We start from the raw sequence: 25,077 nt of genomic DNA, 5'->3' as shown, positions 1-25,077 counted from the left end.
TCCATGTATTGTGCTACAGAAGTATTATGGCAAAAACAAAAAAACTATATTCAAAAAAGGAATATAGTTAATATACTTATACATCATAACCGCTTTCCTCCGCTGGTATTATCCAGATCAGGTATAAGGGTCAATGAATTAAATATTCATATCTCAGCCATTAGGCACCCCTAGCACATATATTATTATTATAATTTAATTATATAGAAGTATATTATATTTTACAACCTGTTTTAGATATTTATGAATTAAAAGAAAATAATAAAATAAAGAAAATACCGGAAAAGATTGATTTTATAATCTGGATGGTATAAAGTTAATAAATGTAAGGTGATCAATTTAGCATTAGGGTTACAAAATACTCAGGGAATTTATTATTAAGGGGTTTTGTATTAGATGATGAAGATTAAAAAATAATATGTGTTTCCGAAAAAATACATACAAGGAGGTTATTATGAGAAAAAAAATAATTTTAATATTTACACTCGTTATTTTAATGTCTCTTTCGGGGTGTTCAAGATCGAAGACTGCTACAATAAAAAAAACTGCCCCAGTTAAACCAGCAACTGCAGTTGAACCCGTTAAACCGGCTGAACCCGCTCAAACCTCTTCGATACCCGCTTTTGACAAGACTGCTGTTATGAAGGCTTCAGGAAAGAGTGTTCCAGTTTTAATGTACCATTCAATTGACTACGAAAAAGATAATCCTATTCGTCTTCCTGTTAAAAGATTTGAGGAGCAACTAAAATATTTAAAAGATAATGGTTATTATACTATTACACTTACAAATTTATATGAATATCTTATTAAGGATATACCAATACCTGAAAAATCCATAGTTCTTACTTTTGATGATGGTTATGAAGATAATTATACGGATATGTTCCCTGTTTTGAAAAAGTATAATTTTAAAGCAACAATTTTTGTTATTACTGGTAGTATTGATAAAAGTCCTAACTATATGACTTCGAAACAGCTTGTGGAAATGGAAAAATATGGAGTGGAAATAGGGAGTCATACCGTAAAGCATGAAAATTTAAAAGAGATGCCTAAGGATAAGCAACTAGAAACTTTAGTTAAATCTAAAAAAGATTTGGAAAAAATATTAAATAAACAAATAAAATTCTTTTCCTACCCTTATGGTGGATACAGCAAAACTTCAATTGAGGCTGTACGAGAAGCAGGGTATACAATGGCTTTTAGTACTGACGGCAGATGGTCTTCCAAAGAGGATGGTATACTTTCCTTACATAGGGTATATATAAGTTCATTCCATGACATGGAAGAATTTAAGAAACGTATTTCTAATACAGATTAAATTTTAATAAAGTTCAATATTTAGAGTTGGGTCCCTAAGTTACTAGGGGCCCAACTTTTATATGTATTATTCTAGGTACACCAAATTGTAAGGTGTCTCCTGATAAACATAATAATTTAACCAGTTTAAAAAAAGCAAACTTGAGTGACCTCTCCATTTTACGATAGGTATTTTTAATGGATCGTCTTTTGGATAATAATTTTTGGGGACATTTATATTTAAGCCGTTTGCTATATCCCTGTCATATTCATTTTTTAATGTTAATGGATCATACTCTGAATGCCCGGTTATAAAAATTTGTCTTCCCTTTTTTGCTGATACAATGTAAATGCCTGATTCCTCAGATTCTGATAAAATTTCAAGCTCATCTATTTTATCAATATCAACTTTTCTTATTTCAGTATGTCTTGAATGTGGAACATAAAATTCATCATCAAATCCACTCAAAAGTTTAACGTTTTGCTTTGTTATTTTATGTTTAAACACTCCAAATACTTTACTATCAAGTTTATGTTTTTGCACTCCGTAATGATAATGAAGCCCTGCTTGAGCACCCCAACAAATATGCAAGGTAGAGTATACATTGTGAACACTCCATTCCATAATTTTTTTAAGCTCCTCCCAGTAATCCACTTCTTCAAAGGGAATACTTTCAATTGGCGCTCCAGTTATTATCATTCCATCAAATCTAGAATTCTTTATTTCTTCAAAAGTGTTATAAAATTTAATTAAATGTTCCTGCGATATATTTTTACATGCATGGCTTGCAGGGTGAAGAAGAACTATATCAATCTGTAGTGGAGAGTTCCCAAGAAGTCTTAAAATTTGTGTTTCAGTATCGATTTTTGTTGGCATAAGGTTTAAAATCACAATTTTTAAAGGCCGAATATCTTGGTGAAATGCGCAGTCTTCTGTAATAGTAAAAATGTTCTCTTTATTTAAAGTTTTAAACGCTGGAAGATTGTCAGGTATTTTTATTGGCATTTGCATCCTCCTTGTAATTAGGCATCTTATAAAAAAAAGCTGCTTTCCTATAAGGAAAGCAGCGTGATTAACTTTAATAAACAATAAAATTGTATTATAAAATTTGCTATCGTCCTTATCTTTCAGATTTTATAATCTGATGGAATTGACACCATTGCACTCCACTTAAGAATGCTGGTTGTCGGGCATCATCGGGCCAGTCCCTCTGCCGCTCTGGATAAGTTGTATTCAGTTGTTATTGCTTAGTATATTACTCGTAAAAGCAATTGTCAATAGGTAAAAATGTCTTTGTTTTATTTTTGACAATATTGAACATATGTGTTACGATTGCTACTGTTCATCGGAGGGTATATAGATAATTATATGCTGGATAAGATGGTTGGATAAAGCCAACTTCCTTATCCAGCATTTTTTTATTTTAGGAGGCACATATTATGACACAACAGAACATTTTAACAGAAGGAAAGGTTATTATGAAACAAGAGAATACTTTAACAGAGGGTAAGGTTATCCCAACGCTTTTAAAATTTGCATTTCCGTTTCTATTAGCAAGCTTGTTGCAAGCACTCTATGGTGCAGCTGATTTGTTGGTTGTTGGACAGTTTGATAATTCGGCGCAAGTTTCTGCTGTGGCAACAGGAAGCCAGATTATGCAGACAATCACAAGCGTTATCCTTGGATTAACAACTGGAGGTACTATTTTAATTGGCAACTATTTGGGTGCAAAAAAATATAAAGATATTGCAGAGTCAGTTGGAACTATCATTTGTACATTTGGTATAATAGCAGCTGTGTTGACTGTAATTATGGTGGTAATGACAGGTACTATTACAAATTTAATGAATACGCCAACAGAGGCATTTAAATACACAAAAGAATATATTTTTATCTGTTCTTGTGGTATTCCATTTATTATAGGGTACAATGCGTTGAGTGGTATTCTGCGAGGGCTAGGCAATTCAAAAGCACCATTATTCTTTATTGCGGTAGCTTGCGTAACTAATATTATGGTAGATTTAATATTAGTGGGTGGGTTCCATATGGGGGCGCCAGGAGCTGCAATTGCTACTATAGCTGCTCAAGCTATAAGCTTCATAATTGGGGTGCTGTATATAAAAAAGATAGGTTTTAACTTTGAGTTTCATCGTAGTCATATTAGGATTGAAGCAGGAAAAGCAAAGAAGGTATTTAAGCTAGGATTACCAATAGCATTACAGGATGGTTTAATTAATATTTCTTTTATAATAATTACAGCAGTTATTAATGTAATGGGACTTACTGCTTCTGCATCTGTAGGTGTTGTCGAAAAAATAATTGTATTTACAATGCTTCCAACGATTGCATTTGCTTCAGCAATTGCAGCGATGACAGCTCAGAATATGGGGGCAGGAAAGAAGGAAAGAGCAAAACAATGTTTGTATATAGGCACGGGATGCTCATTAATATTAGGAATAATATGTTATGCATATGCACAATGGAATCCAACATCGCTTACAGCATTGTTTTCTAGGGATACAGCGGTCATAGAAACAGCTGCATTATATATTAAATCATACAGCATCGATTGCATTTTGGTATGCTTTGTATTTTGTATGAACTCGTTTTTTAGTGGTTGTGGTAATTCGTTATTTCCAATGATTCACAGTTTAATTGCTACATTTATCATTCGTATACCGTTATCTTTTGTTTTAAGTAAAATAGTAGGTATGACTCTATATGAAATTGGATTTGCTTCTCCTCTTGCAACATTCGCATCACTTGTAATGTGTATAATCTACATGAAATCAGGTAAATGGAATAATAATAAAATTATTTATTGAGGAAATTATATAATATAATGTGAAAAGCAAAAAAATGATTTCTGTGCACAACACAGAAATCATCTTTTTGATTCAGCATAGACTTATTTAAAATTTTTATTTGTAAAGGGTATATTTTTATTTAAATATTTCTTTTCATAGTGGCTATACATAAACCAGGCAACAGCCGCAAAAAATATCGGGCCACCTATACTCCAAAGTGTTATGCTCAATTTTCCTTCCAGTGCTGGTTGTATTATTGAGAAGAAGTTTGCAAATCCAACAGTGAACATAACAACTATTGTCCATATTAGTGCACTTCTTTCAGTTTTGAATATTTCAAAAGGCTTAATAATATCTTTGTTTTTCTTAAATGGTGCAAAAGCAAAAGCTATAAACATGTATGGAAGAGTCATAGCTACATTAGTCATAGCTACTAATACAACGAAGAAACCTGACATATTCTCTCCACCAAAGGATACAAGAGCAATAATAACACAAACTATTGTAGCTTGAATCCACATAGCCCTTTGAGGCATTCCATTTTTCATTTCTGCCATTTTCCCAGGCCATAATTTAGCTGGAGTACCTTCAATTAATTGTTTTAATGGAGAAAACATTAATGTAAAGAATGCACCGGCTAAAGCTAAGAACATTGAAAGCCCAACGAATCTAGCTACTCCATGCGCCAAAGCTAAACATGTTGCTTCGCTTGCACCGAATGCGCTACCAAGAGAATATCCTAGGTTACTCATTACTACATAACCAACATTACCTAAGTGAACGCCATTTCCAGTCATAACAGTTGACCAGTTAGTAAATATACCAACAAGGAATAGTCCAAGTGCGTATCCAACTGAGATAACAATTGCTGAAATAACAACACCCTTAGGGAAGTTTTTTTCAGCATTTTCTGTTTCGTCAACTAGTCCTCCAACAACTTCAATACCACCATAAGCAAATATAGCAAATACTACGAAAGCAAATGATGAAATCATATTTCCAGAATAAGCAGGATCTGGCGAGGATATGAATGAACTAAGTCCAGTTATTGGCTGAGCTAACTGGCCATGATTTCCTATAAGGACTAGTAGAGATCCGACTAATAATACTACATTTAACAATGCAACTGCAGTGCCACCTAGTGAAGTTACCTTTTTAATTTTATCTAATCCCTTAGTTGATATAAATGTAACAAATATTATCCAAAGCATTCCAAGTATTCCTAAAGTTTTAGGCCCGGTTAATCCAAATAAGGAACAAGTCTGTGTTATATCTTTACCAAATATTGCATTCGATATTGGAACCCAAATTCCCGATGCAACGTTAACCATCCAAATTACATAAGATGCGTACCACATGAACGTTGCCATAAAAGCAAATTTAGCCCCCACTGATTTTTCCATCCATGAGTAGATTCCACCTTTTTCATCCTTGAAAGCTGCACCAAACTCAGATAGCATGAAAGCAAAAGGAATAAAAAATGTTATTCCAGACAGTATGTACCAAGGAATGGCAGCATAACCCATCTTATAGAATGATCTGGGAATGTTGTTAAATCCATAAACCGAAGTAAAAATCATTAAAACTAATGATACTAATGTTAAATGTTTAGTACTTTTTACTTTTTCCGACATGTTTTTTCCCCCTTTAATGTAGACGATCTAAGTTAATTTACTTTGTTAATATCATTATATAGCAACTGGTAAAAATTTCAATAGCAAAGGGGTTATTTATAGTTAATAATTGTAAAATAGACCAATAAATACTATTGTGATTAGGTAAATAGTGCATAAGGTAAGAAAAGAGGATATAATAAGGGAAGCTTTGAAACTAACTTTTTATTGTAAATCCATTTAAATAAAGGGGAAGATGATGATAAAAACAAATGCTATGCGAATTTTAGATAAAGGGAATGTAGAATACAATGTTATAACTTATGATATCAAAGATGATAAAATAGATGGAGTGTCTGTGGCAAATAAGATAGGTAGAGATGAAAAGTATGTCTATAAAACTTTAGTGACACATGGAATTTCTAAAAATATTTATATTATATTAATTCCAGTTAGAGAAGAAATAGACTTTAAGAAAGTAGCTAAAGTAACTAACGAGAAAAGAATAGAAATGTTAGATTTAAAGGATCTTCAAAAGGTTACAGGATATGTTAGAGGGGGGTGTTCCCCTATAGGTATGAAGAAACAGTATAAAACATTTATTGATAAAAGTGCTCTCGAAATAGATACCATAATTGTAAGTGCCGGAAAAATAGGAGTTCAAGTAGAAATCAACGCAAATTTATTAAAGGATAATGTGGAGGGTGAGTTTGCTTTTTTAGTAAAGTAATCTAACAATTATTCTGAGGGATTATCCAATCGGGATAATAAATTATCATAGGGTGGTGTATTAGCAATTTTAAAATAGGGGATGTTAATGATAAATTACGTTTCTAAAAACTTTTAACGACATTTCAGAAGGAAAGTCTCACACTTCTATAAGTGGGAGTAACTACTATAAGTGGAAGTATTTGCAAAATTGGGTGTAAAATATTATAATATGCAATTACAGTTTAGATAAGAAGAAGTTGAACTTAGGTTACAAAAGAATGTGAATAAAAAAATTGGCAAAAGCCAGATAGTGAACTACTGAAATATATATTTCAGTAGTTTTTTGAATATCGAGCATTTTTAATATTACTTGTAATTTATTTCATTATCGGATTTCAATTTAAAGATGAAATGTTGATACAACAGTTGTTAGTACTATATTAGGTACTTTTATTAATTAATCAATATTTTTTATTATTCTACAAGGATTTCCAACAGCGATAACATTAGCTGGAATATTTTTTGTAACCACGCTACCAGAACCTATTACGCTATTATCCCCAATAGTTACACCGGGATTTATTATAGAGCCACCACCAATCCATACATTATTACCTATAGTTACAGCTTTTGTATAATCAGCATTTTTGGGCCTTAATTTGGGATCAATTAAATGAGTTGCAGTAAATATGCTTACATTAGGAGCACACAATACATCATGTCCAATTTTTACAAGTCCATCATCTAAAACCAAAAAATTAAAATTCGCATAGAAATTTTCTCCAATTTCAATATTAGTGCCATAATCACAATGAAAGGGAGGTTCTATTTCAAAATTCCCGCCTATTTCTCCAAGTAGTTTTTTAATAATATTTATTCGCTCGATTGTTTCCTCGGGATCTGTATTATTATATAGTTTTGTAAGATGCCTAGCTTTATTTCTTAAGAGTACTAAATCTTTATCATAGGCATTATATATTTCACCATTTAGCATCTTTTGTTGTTCATTCATTTTATACACTCCTTATTATACTTAGTTAGTATGAGTATAGCATAGTAGAATAAACAGTAGAATTAAAGAGCCAATAAAGCTTAATATAGAAAGTAAAGTGATTAGAAATGGAACCATGTGATATGTCTTTAAAGTATATGATATACAGCGAGAATAAGGGGCGCGTTTCACAAGAATTTGGAAAGGAAATTATGGCAAAATAAGCATGGAAGAACAAAAAACTAAGTCACTTAGATTATTTATGTGACTTAGCCTAATCATATGATTTTGCTCGAATCTAAGTAGAAAATTATTTTTTTACATTGTCTTTGTCCGGCATAGGCATCATATGGTGCATATGCATCATACACATCATACACATCATATGCATCATATGCATCATACAGTTCTGCATCATAGGATCCATTGGTGTCTGATTCATAGGCATCATTGACATCATAGGATTCATTTGATTCATAGGCATCATATGCATCATGGGATCCATTTGATTCATAGGCATCGTAGGATTCATTTCTTTCATGTTTTTACAGTCCATTGAATAATTTTTCATAAAAATCTCCTTATAAAAGTTATACACAATATATTATTATGTAAAATAACATTTTATGTTACTACCTTTTCTAATTTAAAACATACTTCTAAAGAATCTTTATTGTTTTATATATAAGTAATTGTAAGTAGTTAAAGAGAACTACATGATTACAAAATTTCAAAATAAAATTAAACCATTAAAAAATGCGATTTTTTAATGGTTTAATATTTGTGATACTATACTATTTTTTTAATTCCGTTTTTCCTGTCAATTTACTTTTGGCATCCATTTTGAATGTAGATTTAGATTCATCAGTAGTAAAATATATATTTCCGTCAACGGTAGCATCTTTTAACTGAAAGTTATTTGCAGAAACATAAAGATCACCTTTGAAAGTCCCATGTTCTATACTGCCGTTAACACTATTGATAGTTAATTTTGGAACAGTTAAAGTGAATCTAGCAGTTATGTTTTTATTCTCATCTTGGCTGTATAGAGCTATCTTACGTTGTATAATATCTTTGCCACTATCATCTTTTTTACCGTTTTTATACTCACCATCAACTACAAGATCTTTATCAATAGCTAAATCCTTTGTTATTGCAATAATCCATGTCCCCTTGCTACTTATAGCCTTTTCAAAAGTAGCTGTAGTATTTACTATTGAAGCTGTAGTTACTACATTTGGGGTTGTTTCTGGCGGTGTTGTTTGTTTTGGGGGTGCAGGTTGCTTAGCACATCCTACAAACAACACAGTTAATAGAGCTGATGTTAATAGTACAATTTTTGATTTCATGAAAAATCCTCCTTATTAGTAAAATAATTATCGGTTTAAATGTAGTATAACCAAAATCATAAAAATTCATGTTTTTAAATAAATTATATTTAAGTAAAAGTCAGATATGATTATTTTGAGATAATTGTTTTGATTTAGTTCTCATAATTATCTTTATATAATAATATTACTAGTATAGCGGTTATAAAGATTATTATCATTGAAGTAAATAGAAAAGCAGATAGATGAAACTAAACATTAGATTTCATACGCTGTTTTTTATGGTATAATTTTCTTGGATGTACTAATAATAAATTATAAATAAAGTAAGCAAAATCAATCCGTGCAGAAGGCTACACGAGATATTGGAAGGAAGTGAGTATTTAGTGAATTTGAGTACTTGTTGTACACTTACTCGCTAAAAATAAATTATGAATAATGAATTATTAGAAAAATATGCTCTTTTATTGGTAAAAACAGGAATTAATATTCAAAAGAATCAAACACTTGTAATCAACTCGCCTATAGAGTGCGCGTCTTTTACTAGAATTGTTTCTCGAAGTGCTTATATAGAGGGTGCTAGGGAAGTAATTATAAATTGGAGGGATGAATTATCCTCAAAAATTAAATTCATGCATGCGCCAGAAGAGGTTTTTGAAGAATATCCGGAATGGCAGAGAGATTTTTACTTATCTAATGCACGAATGGGCGCAGCTTTCTTAAGTATTTCAGCCTCTGATCCTGAACTTATGAAGGATGTTAATCCGCAGAGATTGTCAAAAGCACATAAAGCAGCTAGTACTGCAATAAAAGAATACAGAGATAGGCTTATGAGTAATAAAAATGTATGGTGTGTTGCATCAATTCCAACTTTATCCTGGGCAAAAAAAGTTTTTCCAGAATTATCAGAGGATAAGGCAATGGAAAAACTTTGGAACTCTATATTTAAAACAGTAAGGGTTGATACAGAGGATCCTGTTGCTTCATGGGAAACTCACAAAAGCAATCTAAAAAAAAGTATGGACTTTTTAAATTTGAATAACTTTAAATATTTGCAATATAAAAATTCATTGGGTACTGATCTTAAAATTGAGCTTCCAGAAAATCATTTATGGCTTGGAGGATCAGATTATACCCCAGAGGGCATAGAGTTTATAGCTAATATGCCTACTGAAGAGGTATTTACACTTCCTAAAAAAACTGGAGTTAATGGAATAGTAGTAAGCTCAAAACCTTTAAACTATAATGGAAATCTAATTGAAGAATTTTCACTTACTTTTAAGCAGGGAAGAATTGTAGATTTCAAAGCAAAAAATGGTTATGATATTTTAAAGAGCATTATTGAAACCGATAAAGGATCTTATTATCTTGGTGAAGTGGCTTTAGTACCATATGATTCTCCAATATCAAATTCAAATATACTATTTTATAATACACTTTTTGACGAAAATGCATCTTGCCATTTGGCTATTGGGAAAGCATATCCAGTATGCATAAAAAATGGTGAAAATTTAAGTAGTGAGGAACTTGCAAAACTAGGGGTCAATGATTCCTTTGTGCATGAAGATTTTATGGTTGGCACAGGAGATTTGCAAATAATAGGTATTACAGCAGATGGAAAAGAAATACCTATATTTAAGAGTGGTAATTTTGCATTTTAACCACATTTCAGAAGGAAAGTCTACTACTTCTATAAGCGGGAGGTAACTACCCTAGCAAAAATAAAACTTCAGTGGGATTATAAATATCCTTCTGGAGTTCTTCAAAGCTGTGCAGCTACCCAGGAGATGATTTAAAGGATAGAGATAAATATTATTTCACTATGGTATGATTTTATAATGATATAAAAAAATGATTGTATAAAAAAGTAAAAAAATATTGTACATGCATTCATAATATGTTAATATAAGTATATAATAGTAATTAATAATTGCTATCTAGAGAATCTAATATGATAAACAGCATATCCTCTTTTAAGGAAATTATTGTTAATCAAATTTAGATTTTAATTTCCAAATAAAAGGAGGAATATTTAAAATGGAAGACAAAAACTTAATTTGTAAAGATTGTGGGAAAGAATTCGTATTCACTGAGGGCGAACAAGCTTTCTACAAAGAAAAAGGATTTGAAAATGAACCACAAAGATGTGTTGATTGCAGAAGAGCAAGAAAACAACAAAATGATAATTCATCTTTTAGAAGATAGTATAAATAAGTGCAAAGCCCTATAAAACTTTGGTTTTATAGGGCTTTTTTTATTTTCTAGGAAATTGTAAAAGTGCATAAGGTAGTGAAGTGGAAACTACAAACTAAAAAACTCCAGAAACATTCTGGAGTTTTTCTAGCGATAAAAATATTATTTGTTATGAGATAATTTAGAGCGTTTAGTCAATTTGTCATTATTTGCATCAATTTTCACGCCATTTTCAATTCCTATATCACCACCGCTTTGGGGGAACATTTTTCTCAGTTCGGCGTTAGTTTTTTTATCAGTTTTCATGTGACTTTTATTATTGTCCATAAGTATTACCTCCTTTTATATTAGGGTTATATAATAATATAACCTAATAATCATAAAAATATTTGCATGAGGAAGTTACTATAAATAGTAGAGATATTTTTACCTTTTTAAGTAATTAAGTAAAATAATATTTTGTGAAATTTGTATTTAACAATTTTAAATAGAGGTGTAATATTAATATGGAATATTTTTTATATGATTTAAAAATAATTTAGGAGGAAGTGACGTAATATGCCTTTTAATGTATACGATAGAAATAGGAAATATTTAGGGTTTATTCAAGCTGCATATCCACAATATACAAGTGTATTTATGGTTGCTAACACAGATATTAAGTTGGAAGAGAAGGATTTTAATAAAAGCAAAATAAAATTGGAGTTAGCTAGCTTTTTGGGCTGTAAAAACATTTTAGGGAAAATTAATGAACCAAGATTAAGCAAAAGCATAGATAATGTAATGAGAAAAGAATTTGGAAAATTTAAAGATAATACCTATGAAGAATTGTTGAAATTGGTATATCTTAGAATATTACGTTGTGAAGAAAAATTTCATTATAAAAGCATCCCAAATGAAGAAATCAATGCATATTTCTTGGTGGATATTAATAATGTTATAATTGAAAATGATTCAATAATTATGAATGAGGATACAGTATATGTTAGTAATGAAAAAATAGGAAATGATATTCCTATGGTTGCAAAGATTATTGATTATCCAAGAATACAAATTGATAGCATGACCTCAGGACAGGGGTTGCTATTAGGGGCAGACATTGCAGATTTGGCGGGAAGAAACCATATTCACAGGACAAAACTAAAAATAAAATCAGGAAATTTTGTATGTGATCTTAATTTGCCTGTAGAGTTATACTTGAAAAAGGGTGATACAATTCAAATATATGTATATAATAAGGTTATTAAAAGGATATTTTGCGATGGTATAATATATGAATTCTAATAATGTTTAGAGTTTAATACAAATGAAGACTGGAGAAATGAAAATGTATATCAATGAAACGAAATTAAAAGTAAGGTATGTAGAGACGGATCAAATGGCGATTGTGCATCATTCAAATTATTACGCTTGGTTTGAAGTAGGTAGAACGGAGTATATAACAGAAATAGGCATGACCTATAAACAGGTGGAAGAAAATAATATTATGTTACCAGTGGTAGAGAGCTCTTGTAGGTACATAGAAGGTGCAAAATATGAAGATATAATTATAATTCAAACATTCATGAAAGAGCTAAATAGGGCTAAGGTAATATTCAATTATAATGTTATTAGAGAAAATGACGGGAAAATCTTAGCTAAAGGCAGTACAACTCATGCTTTTGTTAATGAAAAATTTAGAGTTGTAAATCTTAAAAAAGTCAATATGGAGATGTGGAGTGGATTTGAAAAACTCTTTGAAAAGATAGAATAATGTACGATTATTCTATCTTTTCATTATAAATTATTTAACAAGCTTTGAAAAATAATGTTTAGGGATAAAGCCTTTCTTAATACCTTCTGTAACTAGCAAATAGGTTGCAGTAGTATCAAATCTAGCATCGTGAAAATTTGAAGTATCTCCAAAATATTCATTGCTTTTTAAATTTATATGAGTCTCATTTAACTTAAGAAATGTAATAGTTTCTGATAATTTTGGGTTTTTATATCCACCTCTTGAAGTAAGAAGTTTGCATATATCTTTATAATATTTCATTGTACAAAAAGTATGGCTAAGATTTAGCTTATGCCCACAACTTTCAAGTTCATGAGTTAAAAATTTTATATCAAAATTAACATTGTGTCCTATAAGAATGTCTGCGGTTAAAAAGTCATCAATAAAATCTTCGTGAGAATCTTCAAAAGTTTTGCCATTGCTTAGTTTAAATAAAGCCTCTACACTGAAACCATGCACATCTTGCGCAGATGGCTCTATATAATCTACTGTAAAGAAGATATTTTTACCTATTGTTTTTGTTGGTTTATAATTAGTATCAACAAGGATGTAACTTAGTTGACATATATTACCTGGCCTTATGCCAGTAGTTTCTGTATCAAAAAAAATCATTCGCATTAGAGACCCTCCTGTAGTTATCACCTAGGTGTATATTTACAATTAATAGAATAATGTATAAAGGCTATTTAAAGTATTCCAACATTTCGTATTAATTAAAAATAACCTTATAGTAATTATAGCATAGATAATATATCTTTATATATTATAGAATGTTGTATATACTATTTATAAAGCCTTCTTTAATCATGTGTGAAAAATAGACTAAGCTAGTTATTTTTAGATATATTGGGTGAAATGGAGTTAATATGTATGATCGAATTGTTAAGAAATCTTACTAATAATTTAGGGTATGTGATTCTTATTGCTTTTTTCGTTTCTAGGATAGGGAGCTTTAAGAGGATCGTTCAAAAAGATGAGTTCAAAAAAAAAGATCTAATTATGCTCTCGATAATTTTTGGAACATTTGGAATTTTAGGGACCCACACGGGAACAGAGTTTAATGGAGCGATTGCTAACACTAGAATTATTGGAGTAATGGCAGGGGGAATATTATGTGGTCCTTTTGTAGGAATACTTGCAGGGGTTATAGCTGGAATCCACAGGCTACTAGTAGATGTAGGAGGGGTTACATCAATACCTTGTACAATCGTAACTATAATTTCAGGAATAGTTGCAAGTATAATATATAAAAAATCAAATGAAAATAACAAGTGGTTGTATGGGCTAATTGGTGGGATTCTAATTGAAACGTTAGAAATGATTTTAATACTTGTGATGGCACATCCTTTTAGTAGGGCCTTAACAATTGTGGAAAGTATATATTTACCTATGAGCTTTACAAATGCCATAGGAATCGCAATCTTAATATTAATAATTCAAAAAATACATAAGGAAAAGGAAGAAATCGCAGCAAAACAAGCACAAATAGCTTTGGAAATAGCTAATAAAACATTGCCATATTTTAGAAAAATGCAAGAAAATTCATTTGAAGAGATATGTGGAATAATAAAAGATTCAATTCATTCAGATGCAGTATCTATAACAAATAAGGAGTATATATTAGCTCATGTAGGTGTAGGAGCTGATCATCATATAAGAGGAAAACGGATTGTAACAGAAGCTACAAAAAAAGTTATTAGAGAGGGAAACTTACTTTCTTTAACTAATGCAAAACAGATAGATTGTCCTAATGTTAAGTGCAATTTGAAATCCGCAATCATTGCTCCTTTGAAGGAAGGAGACGAAATGATAGGAACATTAAAAATATATTATTGCAGCGAGGATGCAATTTCCTTTAGAAATATAAACTTAGCCGTAGGATTATCCCAACTAATTTCTACTCAATTAGAAATTAGTAAATTAGGAGAGCTAAAGAATATGGCAAATAAGGCTGAAATAAAGGCGTTACAAGCTCAAATAAACCCTCATTTTTTATTTAATGCACTAAATACTATAATTTCATTTATTAGACTTGATCCTAACCGTGCAAGAGAGTTAATTATAAATTTATCCACTTACTTGAGATATAATTTAGAAACAGGAGAAAATCTCGTAGATATTTACCGTGAACTAGAGCAGGTTAAAGCATATATAGAGATAGAAAAAGCAAGGTTTGGAGAAAAACTTCATGTAATTTATGATATTGAAGACGATTTAGATGTCAAGATTCCAAATCTGATCATTCAACCAATAGTTGAAAATTCTATTAAACATGGTATTTTAGAGGGGAAAGGATACGGCAGCGTGACAATTGAAATTAAAAAAATTGCGGCTGGTGACATTACAATAGTAATTGAAGATGATGGAGTTGGAATTTCAAAAGAGATTATAGAAAAAGTCTATGAAGGTAAAATGGAAGAAAATAAAATAGGCATGTCAAATGTTCATAATAGATTAAAGTATATTTATGGTGAAGGATTAAGGATAGAAAGACGTACGAGTGGTACTAGAATCAATTTCAATGTGAGGGAAATAAGGGAGTGACGATATGAATTGTATTATTGTTGATGATGAATATCCTTCAAGAGAGGAGCTAAAGTACTTCATAAATAATTTCAGTAGTATAAAAATAATGGATGAATTTGATGATTCTATTAAGGCATTAGAGTTTATTGAGCAAAACAAACCGGATATTATTTTTTTGGATATCAATATGCCTAAATTAGATGGAATGGCATTAGGTAAAATTATTAATCACTTCCCGAAACATTACCTTATTATTTTTATTACGGCTCATAAAGATTATGCTGTAGATGCATTTGAAATTCAGGCTTATGATTATATATTAAAGCCGTATTCAGAAGAGCGTATAGTTAGTACATTAAAAAATATTGAGAAATTTTTCGATAAAAAAAGTATAAATAATAAAATAACACTTTGGAAAGATAATAAAATGATGGTGAGGAGTATGATTGATATTTCTTATTGTGAAGCAAGAGAAAGAGAAACATTAATTTATATTAAAGGAATGCAATACAATATAAATTGTAGCATTTCTGAGTTCTATAAAAAGCTTCCAGAAGAATTCTTTTTTAGAGGTCATAGATCATATATTATAAATACTGATAAAATAACTGAAATAATTCCATGGTTTAACAATACCTTTATGTTAAAACTGCAAGGTGAAGAAGTACATATACCGGTAAGTAGAAATAATATAATTGAGTTTAAACAACTAATGGGCATATAAAAGTACTCCATGCGCTTTTTTTGTTTTTTCTTTTCATGTATAAAACTGTATTTAATTCTTAATAATATATTATAATTATGTCAATATAATATAATTATGTTAATAAATTGAAATGTAATTATAAATATTGAGGAGGAGTTAAAATGGTATCGTTTATTTTAGCAATTATCGCCCTTATAGTAGGTTATTTTATTTATGGTACAATTGTAGAAAAGGCCTTTGGGGCAGATGCTGTTGCAGCTCCGCAGGAGATGATTTAAGGCATATGAAAATAAAGATGATTGTTACAAAATAGTATATTAACGGACTTTTTATAAAATATAGACCATATATTGCAAATTTACAAACAATGGGTATATAAAAGCACTTTATGTGCTTTTTTTGTCGTTTCATGTATGAAAGCGTATTCAGTTCTTAAAAATACATTATAATTTAGTTGATAAATAATTAGGGGGAGTTCAAATGGTATCATTTATTTTAGCAATTATAGCGCTTATAGCAGGTTATTTTATTTACGGCACAATTGTAGAAAAAGCTTTTGGAGCAGACGAGTCAATTAAAACACCCGCTGTAAGGCTAGCGGATGGTGTAGATTTTGTTGAAATGCCTGGATGGAAGATTTTCTTAATTCAATTTCTTAACATTGCAGGATTAGGACCTATATTTGGAGCAATTGCAGGTGCAATGTGGGGTCCAGTTGCATTTTTGTGGATTGTCTTTGGATGCATCTTTGCAGGTGGAGTTCATGATTACTTTTCAGGTATGCTATCAGCAAGACATGATGGTGCAAGTATTCCTGAAGTTGTAGGAAAATATCTTGGTAAAGGATTTCAAAACTTTATGAGAGTGTTTTCGGTAATAGTTTTAATACTAGTAGGAGTAGTTTTCGTAACTGGACCAGCAGGTATATTAAAAGATTTAACAGGTATGAATTTTCAACTATTAGTTTATATAATATTCGCATATTATTTACTGGCAACAATGGTTCCAATAGATAAGCTTATTGGAAAAATATATCCTATATTTGGATTTTGCTTGTTGATTATGGCAGTTGGTATTGCTTTTGCTTTAATCTTTGGTAGGTACCATATTCCAGAAGTGACACTATCAAATTTGGTTAATATGCATTCAAATTCAGATAAAAATCCAATATTTCCTATGTTATTCATAACTATTGCTTGTGGTGCTATTTCGGGGTTCCATGCAACTCAATCGCCTTTAATGGCAAGGTGTATAAGTAGTGAAAAACAAGGTAAAAAGATATTTTATGGTTCAATGATCGTGGAAGGTATAGTTGCATTAATTTGGGCAGCGGCAGCAATGAGTTTTTTTGGAGGAGTAGATCAGTTAAATGCTACTATGGCGATTAGTGGTCATACAGCAGCGTGGGTAGTAAACGAATCTTCAATTAGTTTGCTTGGAAAAGTTGGTGGAATCTTGGCTATACTCGGGGTTGTAGCATGTCCTATAACTTCTGGTGATACAGCGTTTAGAAGTGCAAGATTAACTTTGGCTGATGCATTTAAATTTAGTCAAGGTCCTATTAAAAACAGATTTGTAATTAGTATTCCACTATTTGTGGTAGGATTCATATTAACTAAGATGGATTTTGCAATAATATGGAGATACTTTGGATGGTCTAATCAAACTTTAGCTACTATAGTATTATGGACAGCGGGTATGTATATGGTTAGTATGGGTAAAAAACACTGGATGGCAACGGTGCCGGCTACATTTATGACAGCCGTATGTACTTCTTACATCTTAATTGCCCCAGAGGGGTTTAAACTTTCACAAAATATTTCATACACGATCGGGATTATAGGAGCAATTGCAGCAATGGTAATTTTCTTGATTGCATCAAAAAAGGTAGAATTAAAAAGCAACATTAATATATAAAATTTCTTTTGAATCTCATTACAAAATAAAGGCTGTTAACATAAATATTATGTTGACAGCCTTTAAAATTCCTTTAAAATTCCTTTAAAATTCCTTTGAAATTTCATTTTTTACAATTTCACCATTAACCATTACCAATGCTACTTTACTTCTTAAATCAAAGGGATGTCCACTATATATAACAATATCGGCATCCTTTCCAATTTCCAAGCTTCCAACAATGCCATCTATGCCAAGTATTTCTGCAGCATTTATAGTTATTGCCTTAAGGGCCTCTTCTTCATCCATACCCTCTCTTGATGCAATGCCAGCACATACTGGGAGATATTGAAGTGGGATAACAGGATGGTCTGTCATTATGGCTACTTTTATACCCGCTTTTGATAAAATTCCAGGCGTTTTAAAAGTTAAATTTTTAAGTTCTACTTTTGATCTATTAGAAAGCGAAGGACCTAATATTACACCCTTTTGAATGCCTTCTTTTAAATAATCTATAATTAAGTGGCCTTCTGTGCAATGATCAAGGGTTATATCTATATTAAATTCCTTTGCGACTCGAAGAGCAGTAAGGATATCATCAGCTCTATGAGCATGAGCTTTTAGAGGTATTTCTTTTTTTATGACCTTTGCTAAAGCTTCCATTTTCATGTCAAATTCAGGCATTTTATCAGGATTTTCTAAGGCTTTATTTTGTTTTTCTATATACATCTTTGCCTTAATGAGATTTTCTCTTAAAATAGCAGCAGTGCCCATTCTTGTGCTGGGGGATTTTTTCTGAGCATGATATACCCTTTTAGGATTTTCACCAAAGGCGACTTTCATAGCAAGACACTCATTTACAATCATATCATCAATTCTATTTCCATAGGTTTTAATAACCGTAAACTGTCCACCAATTACATTGGCGCTACCTGGACCAGTTGCAACGGTTGTTATTCCAGCGTCGATTGCATCTTTGAAACATATATCCATAGGATTAATAGCGTCGATTGCTCTTAAATGAGGGGTAACTGGGTCAACAGCCTCATTACCATCAGCACCTTCAAAGCCCATTCCGTCTTCCCACATTCCAAGATGGCAGTGTGCATCAATCATTCCTGGCATAACAAACTTATTTTTAACATCGATAATTTCTGCGTTACGGGGTGGATTTACGTCATTTGCAATAGCAATAATTTTACCATGATCGATTAAAATCATTCCATTTTCAAAATCCTTATTTGCCATACTGTGTATATTGGCATTTTTAATTAAAATCATATAAACAACTCCTCAATTATTAGATATACTAACATTTCTATAATGAAATTATTATACTAATACTATTATAACATTGATTAGTAAATATTGTAAAAAGATTTTATGGGGAATTTAGAGATTAGATACTATAAAAAAGCTGATTAGAAATTGAAATTTCTAATCAGCTTTTTCGTTTATTCTAAATTATTTTTTTTGAAATTAGAAAGACTTTTTAATATTTAGACAAATGTAACAAAGTAAGTTATCGTCTGTGTTCAACCAAATCAATTGCTCCTAACACAATGTGAGCAAGCCCGAAGCCAATAACACCTGCTTCAATCATAGGAAGCATATTTTTTTTATTCATACTGTTTTTTGAAAATGATGCTCCAGCCGTAGTAACAACTGCACCTAACATAGTTGGAATTAATCCTTCACGCATATTAAAAGACCTCCCTTTTTAATAATATGTTAATATATTTTACAAATATGAGATTATTAATACTATAAAATATATAGAATATAGTCTACATATTATTAAATATGGATTATAATGTATTCACATTTTATATTCATATTTAATAGTTTTAGAATAAAAGTTATCTTCTAGGTAAAAATAAGATATTACAATATTTTATTAAAGTTTAGAGGAGGTAAATAAAAGTCTATGAAAAAAACAAAATTGCCAAAAGGTCAGCATGAAGAGGAAGTTGAAAATATAAAAAATTTGCTTGAAGAAGGCAAGGGCATGATTGAAATTTTAAACTTAACAAGTTTAAATGAAGAGGAAGTCATACAGATTAATGATAAAATTAGAGGAAAGAATAAATAATAAAATGTATTAGTATTAAACAAAATAATATGTAAAAGATAATAAGGTAATGAGGCATATTAAAATAAATTTAAGGAGGAAAAATTATGGCGAAAAAAGGAATGAGTAGACCGCAAGCTCAGCCTAAAGGTGATAATAATAAGAAAATGAAGAAAGACGATGCTAAAAGGGTTCCAGTGGTAGGTAAATAAAGAAAATATAAAAAACTGCTTATTTTATAAGCAGTTTTTTATTATAAATCAATTACCACCATGTTGACTCAACATGGCGGTTAATTATAATTAGGGACTTAGTTGTAATCTAAAATTTGGTAATTATTCATATAACCCAAATCCGGTAATAACAACCATATCCCAATCAGTTTCTTCATTTTTAATCCAATGGTATTCAATGCAAAGTTCTTTTAACCAGGCATTAAGGCCACTACTTTTCTTGCTTACGTTCGGGGATTGTCTTCCAAAATTTTCCCTAATCATTTCAAGTAATTCTATTTGGTCTTCTTTTCCTAGCTCTTTATCTAGCATGTCGTCTATAACGTCACAACACTTTTCATAACATTTTTTGTCTTCAACATACAATTCGTCCGCAAGTAGCTGTCTTTTATTATTTAAAGTGTGTTGTACATTTTTAATTTCATCTAAATTTGATAAGTATTTCTTAGCTATGTTCATAGCGGAAATCTCATTATCTATTCTAACTATTGCTCTTTCTAATTTTGCATTTCTCATTTTAATCTTCCTACTTTACATTTTTTATTTAGTCATTAACTAAGGCATCTTAAAAAAATAACTAGTAAGCATGATAGTCTATTTTTTAGATGGCTAATGACAATAGATTAATTATATCATTAAATTCACTATGATACAAAACTCTACTTAAATAACCTCATCCTAAAAATCAAAATTTTATAAATTAATTAACCCTGGTAATTTATATGGTGTAAAATTAAATTAGTATTATGTATAAAATATCTTTTAAAATTTTAAAAAGTATGGTAAATTTATAAAAACAGAAAATTAAATTAAATATTAGAATGAGATGGGGAGTGGTTATATGAACAGTAGAAAAGAATATTTAAAAGGTGTAACAAAAATTGTGGTAAAGGTAGGAACTTCAACATTAACCCACTCTACAGGATTATTAAATTTTAAACGTATTGAAAATCTTATAAGACAATTGGCAGATATTCATAATCAAGGAATTCAGGTTGTACTAGTCACCTCTGGAGCGATAGGAGCAGGCATGGGGAAATTAGGGTTTACGGTGAGGCCGGAAACAATACCAGAAAAGCAGGCAGCGGCCGCTGTAGGTCAAGGCATTTTAATTCACATGTATGAAAAGTTTTTTTCAGAGTATGGAAAGACTATAGCACAGATTCTTTTAACAAAAGAGGATATCGTAGATAATACAAGATATCTAAATGCCCATAATACGTTTTTGACGTTACTATCTCAGGGGGTTATACCTGTAGTAAATGAAAATGATGCTGTAATCGTTGATGAAATAATGTTTGGAGACAATGACACATTATCTGCAATGGTAACAAGTCTAATAGGTGCGGATTTATTGATAATACTTTCCGATATTGATGGATTGTATGACTCAAACCCTAGGACAAATTCTGATGCGAAAATCATTTATAATGTATCCGAGATTACTGATGAAATTAAGGAATCTGCAGAAGGTGTAGGGTCAAATCTTGGAACTGGGGGTATGGCAACTAAGATTAAGGCAGCAGAAATTGTAGTAGCTGCAAATGCATCTATGATTATTGCAGAAGGCTCTGAACCTAATATTATTAATGATATTTTAGAAGGTCGTGAAGTAGGGACATTATTCGAAAGAAATACAAAAACCATGAGCGAGAGATAGAATAGGTTACACATTGTAATAGCATAGCTGTTATCTATGCTATAAAGCGCCAAGGAGGAGAAAAATTGAATTTTGAAGATTATATTATAAATATAGGCAGACGTGCTAAAGATGCGTCTAGAATCATGGTTACTGCTAGCACTAATGCGAAAAATAATGCACTTTTACATATGGCAAAAGCTTTAATAAACAGTGAAAACGCTATAATTGAAGCAAATATTAAGGATATGGAATTAGGTAAGAAAAATAATTTGTCTGTTGCAATGCTGGATAGATTAATGATTAATCAGCAGAGAATTGAAAATATGGCTGAGGGACTTAAAAATGTTGCATCACTTCCTGATCCTATAGGTGACGGAATAAAAAGATGGAAAAGACCAAATGATTTAGATATTTCCATGGTAAGAGTTCCATTGGGCGTTATAGGTATGATATATGAGTCAAGGCCAAATGTAACTGTAGATGCAGCAGCTTTATGCTTAAAGGCAGGTAATTCAATAATACTCAGAGGAGGTTCAGAGGCTATAAATACTAATATGGCTTTAGCTAAAGTTATTAAAAAAGCTGCTACTTTCGCAGGACTACCAGAAGGGTGTATTCAGCTTATTGAAATGGTGGATAGAGAATTAGTAAATAAGTTAGTAAAGCTTAATGATTACGTAGATGTAATTATTCCTAGAGGTGGCGCTGGACTTAAAAAAGCCATTATAGCAAATGCTACTGTACCAGTAATCGAGACAGGGCTAGGTATTTGTCATATATATGTGGATTCAGAGGCTGATTTAGGTATGGCGGAAGAAATAGTAGTTAACGCTAAAACTCAAAGACCGGGAGTATGTAATGCAGTAGAAACAGTACTTGTACATGAAAATATTGCTAGTGAGTTTTTACCAAGGCTTGCACAAAGACTTTATGGATTAGGTGTGGAAATTAGAATATGTGAAAAAGGAATTGAAATTATTAAAGATGCGAAGGCTGCGATCGACGCGGATTGGGATACTGAGTATTTGGATTTAATACTTTCAATTAAAGTTGTTGAGTCAATGGAAGAAGCTATTGACCATATTTTTAAATACGGAACAAAACATTCAGAAGCTATAATAACTAATAATTATAGAAATTCGCAGAGATTTTTAATGCAAGTAGATGCCTCTTGTGTATATGTAAATGCTTCTACAAGATTTACAGATGGCGCAGAATTTGGATTTGGTGCAGAAATAGGTATAAGCAATCAAAAACTTCATGCTAGGGGCCCAATGGGGCTTGAGCAGTTAACAACTACAAAATATCTTATATATGGAGATGGGCAAGTTAGGGAATAATGAGCTACCTCAAAAGTAAAATTTATGTAGGGTAACTAAAATCATATTAATATTTTAAATTAAAAATAGTAAAAGCACTGCCAATATTATTGAGTTTCAATAATATTGACAGTGCTTTTTTAGATTTTAGTATTTTTTGTACATAGCTTTAAACATTCACCACAGCCCTTAATTATATTGGAATGCAACAATTCCATTTCTTGTCCATTTGCCAAGGCTGCAGAAATAGCTAAGGGGTTAAAAGTTTTGTAAATCATTGACTTTTATTTGTCAAGATGGTAATCTTGACGAAGGGTATAATAGGAAAAAAAACAATATTTTTACAAAAAAATAACAGAGCGTTAGTTATTTATAAATATTCTAAATGAATCTAGAAAACGTATACGAAAGGTAACTATATTTATTGTATGCATCCTAAAAAAAGGCGTAATAAATATAGTAAGTAGGATTATATTATTCATTCCTTTGTAGTATTTTGAATTATCACAATGTCTAGAGTACAAATACAGTCTCCATTATTGTAAATTTATTTATAATTTAATTATAAAAGGGGGATATATTCTATGAGGACAGTAAATTCACCTAGAAACAACGATGGTATCTTGTATAAGATAAACGACAAACCACCAATCCACATTACAATCATACTTGCTTTTCAACACATTATGGCGGCGTTCGGAGGTATTGTAGCAGTTCCACTAATAGTTGGAGGTGCTTTAGGACTACCAGTGAAAGACATTGCATTTTTAGTAAGTGCCGCATTATTTGCAGCGGGCATCGCTACATTTATTCAAGCCAAAGGAATTGGTCCTGTAGGGTCTAAACTTCCATGTGTTATGGGAACTGATTTTACATTTGTTGGACCATCTATAGCAGTAGGTTCTGCTTTCGGGTTGCCGGGAATGTTTGGTGCAACAATAATGGGATCTTTCATTGAGATTTTTTTAAGTTATTTTATTAAACCACTGAGGAAGTTTTTTCCACCAATTGTAACGGGAACTGTTGTTATGTTAATTGGTTTAACTTTAATACCTGTATCAATAGATTGGGCTGCTGGTGGAGTCGGATCTAAAGATTATGGAAGCGTGAGGAATGTATGTATAGCGTTTGCGGTTATGTTAGTAATTGCTTTATTAAATAGATACGGTAAAGGACTCATTTCTTCTGCATCAGTTATAATTGGTCTGGTATTTGGATACACAATATGTTTTCCATTAGGAATGCTTGATTTTTCAGCAATTGCAAATGCTAGCTGGATTGAATTTCCAACAATTTTCAAATATGGTGTTGCCTTTAAGCTCAGTGCATTTGTTGCATTTATTACAGCGTATCTAGTAACAACTGTTGAGACGGTAGGATGTCTTATGGCTGTTGGTGAAGCAGCGGGAAAAGAGGTAACTTCAGAAGAACTTTCAAAAGGTATACTTGCCGATGGTGTTGGGTCTCTTATAGCAGGATTTATTAATGCTGGGCCTAATACATCATTTTCGCAGAATGTTGGGCTTATACCACTTACTAAAGTTGCAAGTAGATTTGTAGTTGCTGTTGCTGGAATTATTTTAATGGGACTAGGTATATTTCCTAAAATTGGTGCCCTTATTGCAATTATGCCAAGCCCGGTTTTAGGTGGTGCCGGTATTATAATGTTTGGAATGATAGTATCAGCGGGAATTAAGACTATTAAAGGTGTAGAACTTAACAACAGAAATATGCTTATACTTGCGATTTCAATTGGAATAGGGTTAGGAGTTACTGTAAGGCCAGACCTTTTAAATAGTATGCCGTCAGCAGTTAAAAGTTTCTTTTCTTCAGGTATAAGTGCAGGTACAGTGTCAGCTCTATTACTTAATTTTGTATTAAAAGAAGAATCGAAAGCTAACTTAGATTCAAAAACAGTTTCACAATAAAAAATATTATTAGATCATAAGAGGTTATTGAATATAATAAGG

General features: G+C 31.2%; 24 protein-coding genes and 2 riboswitches. Of the genes, 14 read left to right on the top strand and 10 right to left on the bottom strand.

The annotated features are described in order from the left end of the window. Window positions 1-77: 77 nt before the first annotated feature. Window positions 78-182, bottom strand: a riboswitch (TPP riboswitch). A 272-nt stretch (window positions 183-454) separates the two neighbouring features. Continuing rightward, window positions 455-1,318: a polysaccharide deacetylase family protein gene (locus KTC92_RS09460; RefSeq protein WP_220286751.1), complete on the top strand. Its 864-nt coding sequence runs from the start codon at window positions 455-457 to the stop codon at window positions 1,316-1,318. Window positions 1,319-1,384: 66 nt separating this feature from the next. On the opposite strand, the gene metA is transcribed toward KTC92_RS09460, so the two are convergent. Further along, window positions 1,385-2,302 carry a homoserine O-succinyltransferase gene (gene metA, locus KTC92_RS09455; RefSeq protein ID WP_220286750.1) on the bottom strand — a complete coding sequence of 306 codons (918 nt, stop codon included), beginning with the start codon at window positions 2,300-2,302 and terminating at the stop codon, window positions 1,385-1,387. 112 nt (window positions 2,303-2,414) lie between these two features. Beyond that, a riboswitch (SAM riboswitch) is annotated at window positions 2,415-2,526 on the bottom strand. 210 nt (window positions 2,527-2,736) lie between these two features. Between metA and KTC92_RS09450 the strand changes: the two genes are divergently transcribed. Next, entirely contained in the window at window positions 2,737-4,122 is a 1,386-nt protein-coding gene (locus KTC92_RS09450) for an MATE family efflux transporter (RefSeq protein ID WP_258280571.1), read from the top strand. Between the two features lie 83 nt (window positions 4,123-4,205). Here the strand turns inward: KTC92_RS09450 and yjeM are convergent, their stop codons facing one another. Further along, window positions 4,206-5,738 (bottom strand): glutamate/gamma-aminobutyrate family transporter YjeM, encoded by a 1,533-nt coding sequence (gene yjeM, locus KTC92_RS09445; RefSeq protein ID WP_220286749.1) that lies wholly within the window; start codon window positions 5,736-5,738, stop codon window positions 4,206-4,208. Window positions 5,739-5,976: 238 nt separating this feature from the next. Here yjeM and ybaK point away from each other — a divergent pair, with 238 nt between their 5' ends. Continuing rightward, window positions 5,977-6,447 (top strand): Cys-tRNA(Pro) deacylase, encoded by a 471-nt coding sequence (ybaK, locus tag KTC92_RS09440; protein WP_216303183.1) that lies wholly within the window; start codon window positions 5,977-5,979, stop codon window positions 6,445-6,447. 438 nt (window positions 6,448-6,885) lie between these two features. Here the strand turns inward: ybaK and KTC92_RS09435 are convergent, their stop codons facing one another. The 3 genes from KTC92_RS09435 to KTC92_RS09425 all read right to left on the bottom strand — a co-directional run bounded on the left by KTC92_RS09435 (window position 6,886) and on the right by KTC92_RS09425 (window position 8,768). After that, a complete protein-coding gene (locus KTC92_RS09435; RefSeq protein WP_220286748.1) occupies window positions 6,886-7,440 on the bottom strand; it encodes a sugar O-acetyltransferase in 555 nt (184 codons plus the stop codon). Between the two features lie 289 nt (window positions 7,441-7,729). Next, window positions 7,730-7,990, bottom strand: a complete 261-nt coding sequence (locus KTC92_RS09430) for a hypothetical protein (protein ID WP_220286747.1) — start codon at window positions 7,988-7,990, stop codon at window positions 7,730-7,732. Between the two features lie 223 nt (window positions 7,991-8,213). Beyond that, window positions 8,214-8,768, bottom strand: coding sequence for a hypothetical protein (locus KTC92_RS09425; protein ID WP_216303180.1), 555 nt, complete (start codon window positions 8,766-8,768; stop codon window positions 8,214-8,216). A gap of 410 nt (window positions 8,769-9,178) precedes the next feature. Between KTC92_RS09425 and KTC92_RS09420 the strand changes: the two genes are divergently transcribed. Together KTC92_RS09420 and KTC92_RS09415 are read left to right on the top strand one after the other, a co-directional pair. After that, entirely contained in the window at window positions 9,179-10,408 is a 1,230-nt protein-coding gene (locus KTC92_RS09420) for an aminopeptidase (protein ID WP_220286746.1), read from the top strand. A 376-nt stretch (window positions 10,409-10,784) separates the two neighbouring features. Then, window positions 10,785-10,952: a zinc-ribbon domain-containing protein gene (locus KTC92_RS09415; protein WP_165412632.1), complete on the top strand. Its 168-nt coding sequence runs from the start codon at window positions 10,785-10,787 to the stop codon at window positions 10,950-10,952. A gap of 150 nt (window positions 10,953-11,102) precedes the next feature. On the opposite strand, the gene KTC92_RS09410 is transcribed toward KTC92_RS09415, so the two are convergent. Beyond that, window positions 11,103-11,267: a hypothetical protein gene (locus KTC92_RS09410; protein ID WP_165412633.1), complete on the bottom strand. Its 165-nt coding sequence runs from the start codon at window positions 11,265-11,267 to the stop codon at window positions 11,103-11,105. A gap of 231 nt (window positions 11,268-11,498) precedes the next feature. Here KTC92_RS09410 and KTC92_RS09405 point away from each other — a divergent pair, with 231 nt between their 5' ends. Together KTC92_RS09405 and KTC92_RS09400 are read left to right on the top strand one after the other, a co-directional pair. Then, window positions 11,499-12,224, top strand: coding sequence for a hypothetical protein (locus KTC92_RS09405; RefSeq protein ID WP_216303179.1), 726 nt, complete (start codon window positions 11,499-11,501; stop codon window positions 12,222-12,224). 43 nt (window positions 12,225-12,267) lie between these two features. Then, window positions 12,268-12,693 carry a thioesterase family protein gene (locus KTC92_RS09400; RefSeq protein ID WP_220286745.1) on the top strand — a complete coding sequence of 142 codons (426 nt, stop codon included), beginning with the start codon at window positions 12,268-12,270 and terminating at the stop codon, window positions 12,691-12,693. Between the two features lie 30 nt (window positions 12,694-12,723). On the opposite strand, the gene KTC92_RS09395 is transcribed toward KTC92_RS09400, so the two are convergent. Next, window positions 12,724-13,332: a 3'-5' exonuclease gene (locus KTC92_RS09395; protein WP_220286744.1), complete on the bottom strand. Its 609-nt coding sequence runs from the start codon at window positions 13,330-13,332 to the stop codon at window positions 12,724-12,726. Window positions 13,333-13,584: 252 nt separating this feature from the next. Here KTC92_RS09395 and KTC92_RS09390 point away from each other — a divergent pair, with 252 nt between their 5' ends. The 3 genes from KTC92_RS09390 to KTC92_RS09380 all read left to right on the top strand — a co-directional run bounded on the left by KTC92_RS09390 (window position 13,585) and on the right by KTC92_RS09380 (window position 17,863). Then, the gene (locus KTC92_RS09390; protein WP_220286743.1) at window positions 13,585-15,258 is read left to right on the top strand and encodes a sensor histidine kinase; all 1,674 of its coding nucleotides are present in this window, start codon (window positions 13,585-13,587) and stop codon (window positions 15,256-15,258) included. A gap of 4 nt (window positions 15,259-15,262) precedes the next feature. Then, window positions 15,263-15,964, top strand: coding sequence for a LytTR family DNA-binding domain-containing protein (locus KTC92_RS09385; protein ID WP_216303175.1), 702 nt, complete (start codon window positions 15,263-15,265; stop codon window positions 15,962-15,964). Between the two features lie 462 nt (window positions 15,965-16,426). Further along, the gene (locus KTC92_RS09380) at window positions 16,427-17,863 is read left to right on the top strand and encodes a carbon starvation protein A (protein WP_216303174.1); all 1,437 of its coding nucleotides are present in this window, start codon (window positions 16,427-16,429) and stop codon (window positions 17,861-17,863) included. A gap of 84 nt (window positions 17,864-17,947) precedes the next feature. On the opposite strand, the gene KTC92_RS09375 is transcribed toward KTC92_RS09380, so the two are convergent. Together KTC92_RS09375 and KTC92_RS09370 are read right to left on the bottom strand one after the other, a co-directional pair. Further along, a complete protein-coding gene (locus KTC92_RS09375) occupies window positions 17,948-19,123 on the bottom strand; it encodes an amidohydrolase (protein ID WP_220286742.1) in 1,176 nt (391 codons plus the stop codon). A 241-nt stretch (window positions 19,124-19,364) separates the two neighbouring features. After that, the gene (locus KTC92_RS09370) at window positions 19,365-19,544 is read right to left on the bottom strand and encodes an asparagine synthase (RefSeq protein ID WP_216304641.1); all 180 of its coding nucleotides are present in this window, start codon (window positions 19,542-19,544) and stop codon (window positions 19,365-19,367) included. A 225-nt stretch (window positions 19,545-19,769) separates the two neighbouring features. Between KTC92_RS09370 and KTC92_RS09365 the strand changes: the two genes are divergently transcribed. Further along, window positions 19,770-19,934: a hypothetical protein gene (locus tag KTC92_RS09365; protein ID WP_165412643.1), complete on the top strand. Its 165-nt coding sequence runs from the start codon at window positions 19,770-19,772 to the stop codon at window positions 19,932-19,934. Window positions 19,935-20,248: 314 nt separating this feature from the next. Here the strand turns inward: KTC92_RS09365 and KTC92_RS09360 are convergent, their stop codons facing one another. Next, on the bottom strand, window positions 20,249-20,662 hold the full coding sequence (locus KTC92_RS09360; RefSeq protein WP_165412644.1) for a hypothetical protein: 414 nt from the start codon (window positions 20,660-20,662) through the stop codon (window positions 20,249-20,251). Between the two features lie 325 nt (window positions 20,663-20,987). Between KTC92_RS09360 and proB the strand changes: the two genes are divergently transcribed. The 3 genes from proB (at window position 20,988) to KTC92_RS09345 (ending at window position 25,035) form a co-directional block, all read left to right on the top strand. Further along, entirely contained in the window at window positions 20,988-21,806 is an 819-nt protein-coding gene (gene proB, locus KTC92_RS09355) for a glutamate 5-kinase (protein ID WP_216304244.1), read from the top strand. A 65-nt stretch (window positions 21,807-21,871) separates the two neighbouring features. After that, on the top strand, window positions 21,872-23,128 hold the full coding sequence (locus KTC92_RS09350) for a glutamate-5-semialdehyde dehydrogenase (protein WP_220286741.1): 1,257 nt from the start codon (window positions 21,872-21,874) through the stop codon (window positions 23,126-23,128). Between the two features lie 563 nt (window positions 23,129-23,691). Continuing rightward, window positions 23,692-25,035, top strand: a complete 1,344-nt coding sequence (locus KTC92_RS09345) for a nucleobase:cation symporter-2 family protein (RefSeq protein ID WP_220286740.1) — start codon at window positions 23,692-23,694, stop codon at window positions 25,033-25,035. The last annotated feature ends 42 nt before the right edge of the window (window positions 25,036-25,077 follow it).

This window comes from Clostridium sp. CM027 (assembly GCF_024730565.1).
Lineage (GTDB): Bacteria > Bacillota > Clostridia > Clostridiales > Clostridiaceae > Clostridium_AD > Clostridium_AD estertheticum_B.
Note: the sequence above shows the minus strand (reverse complement) of the source record. Positions and strands in the feature narration are given on the sequence as shown.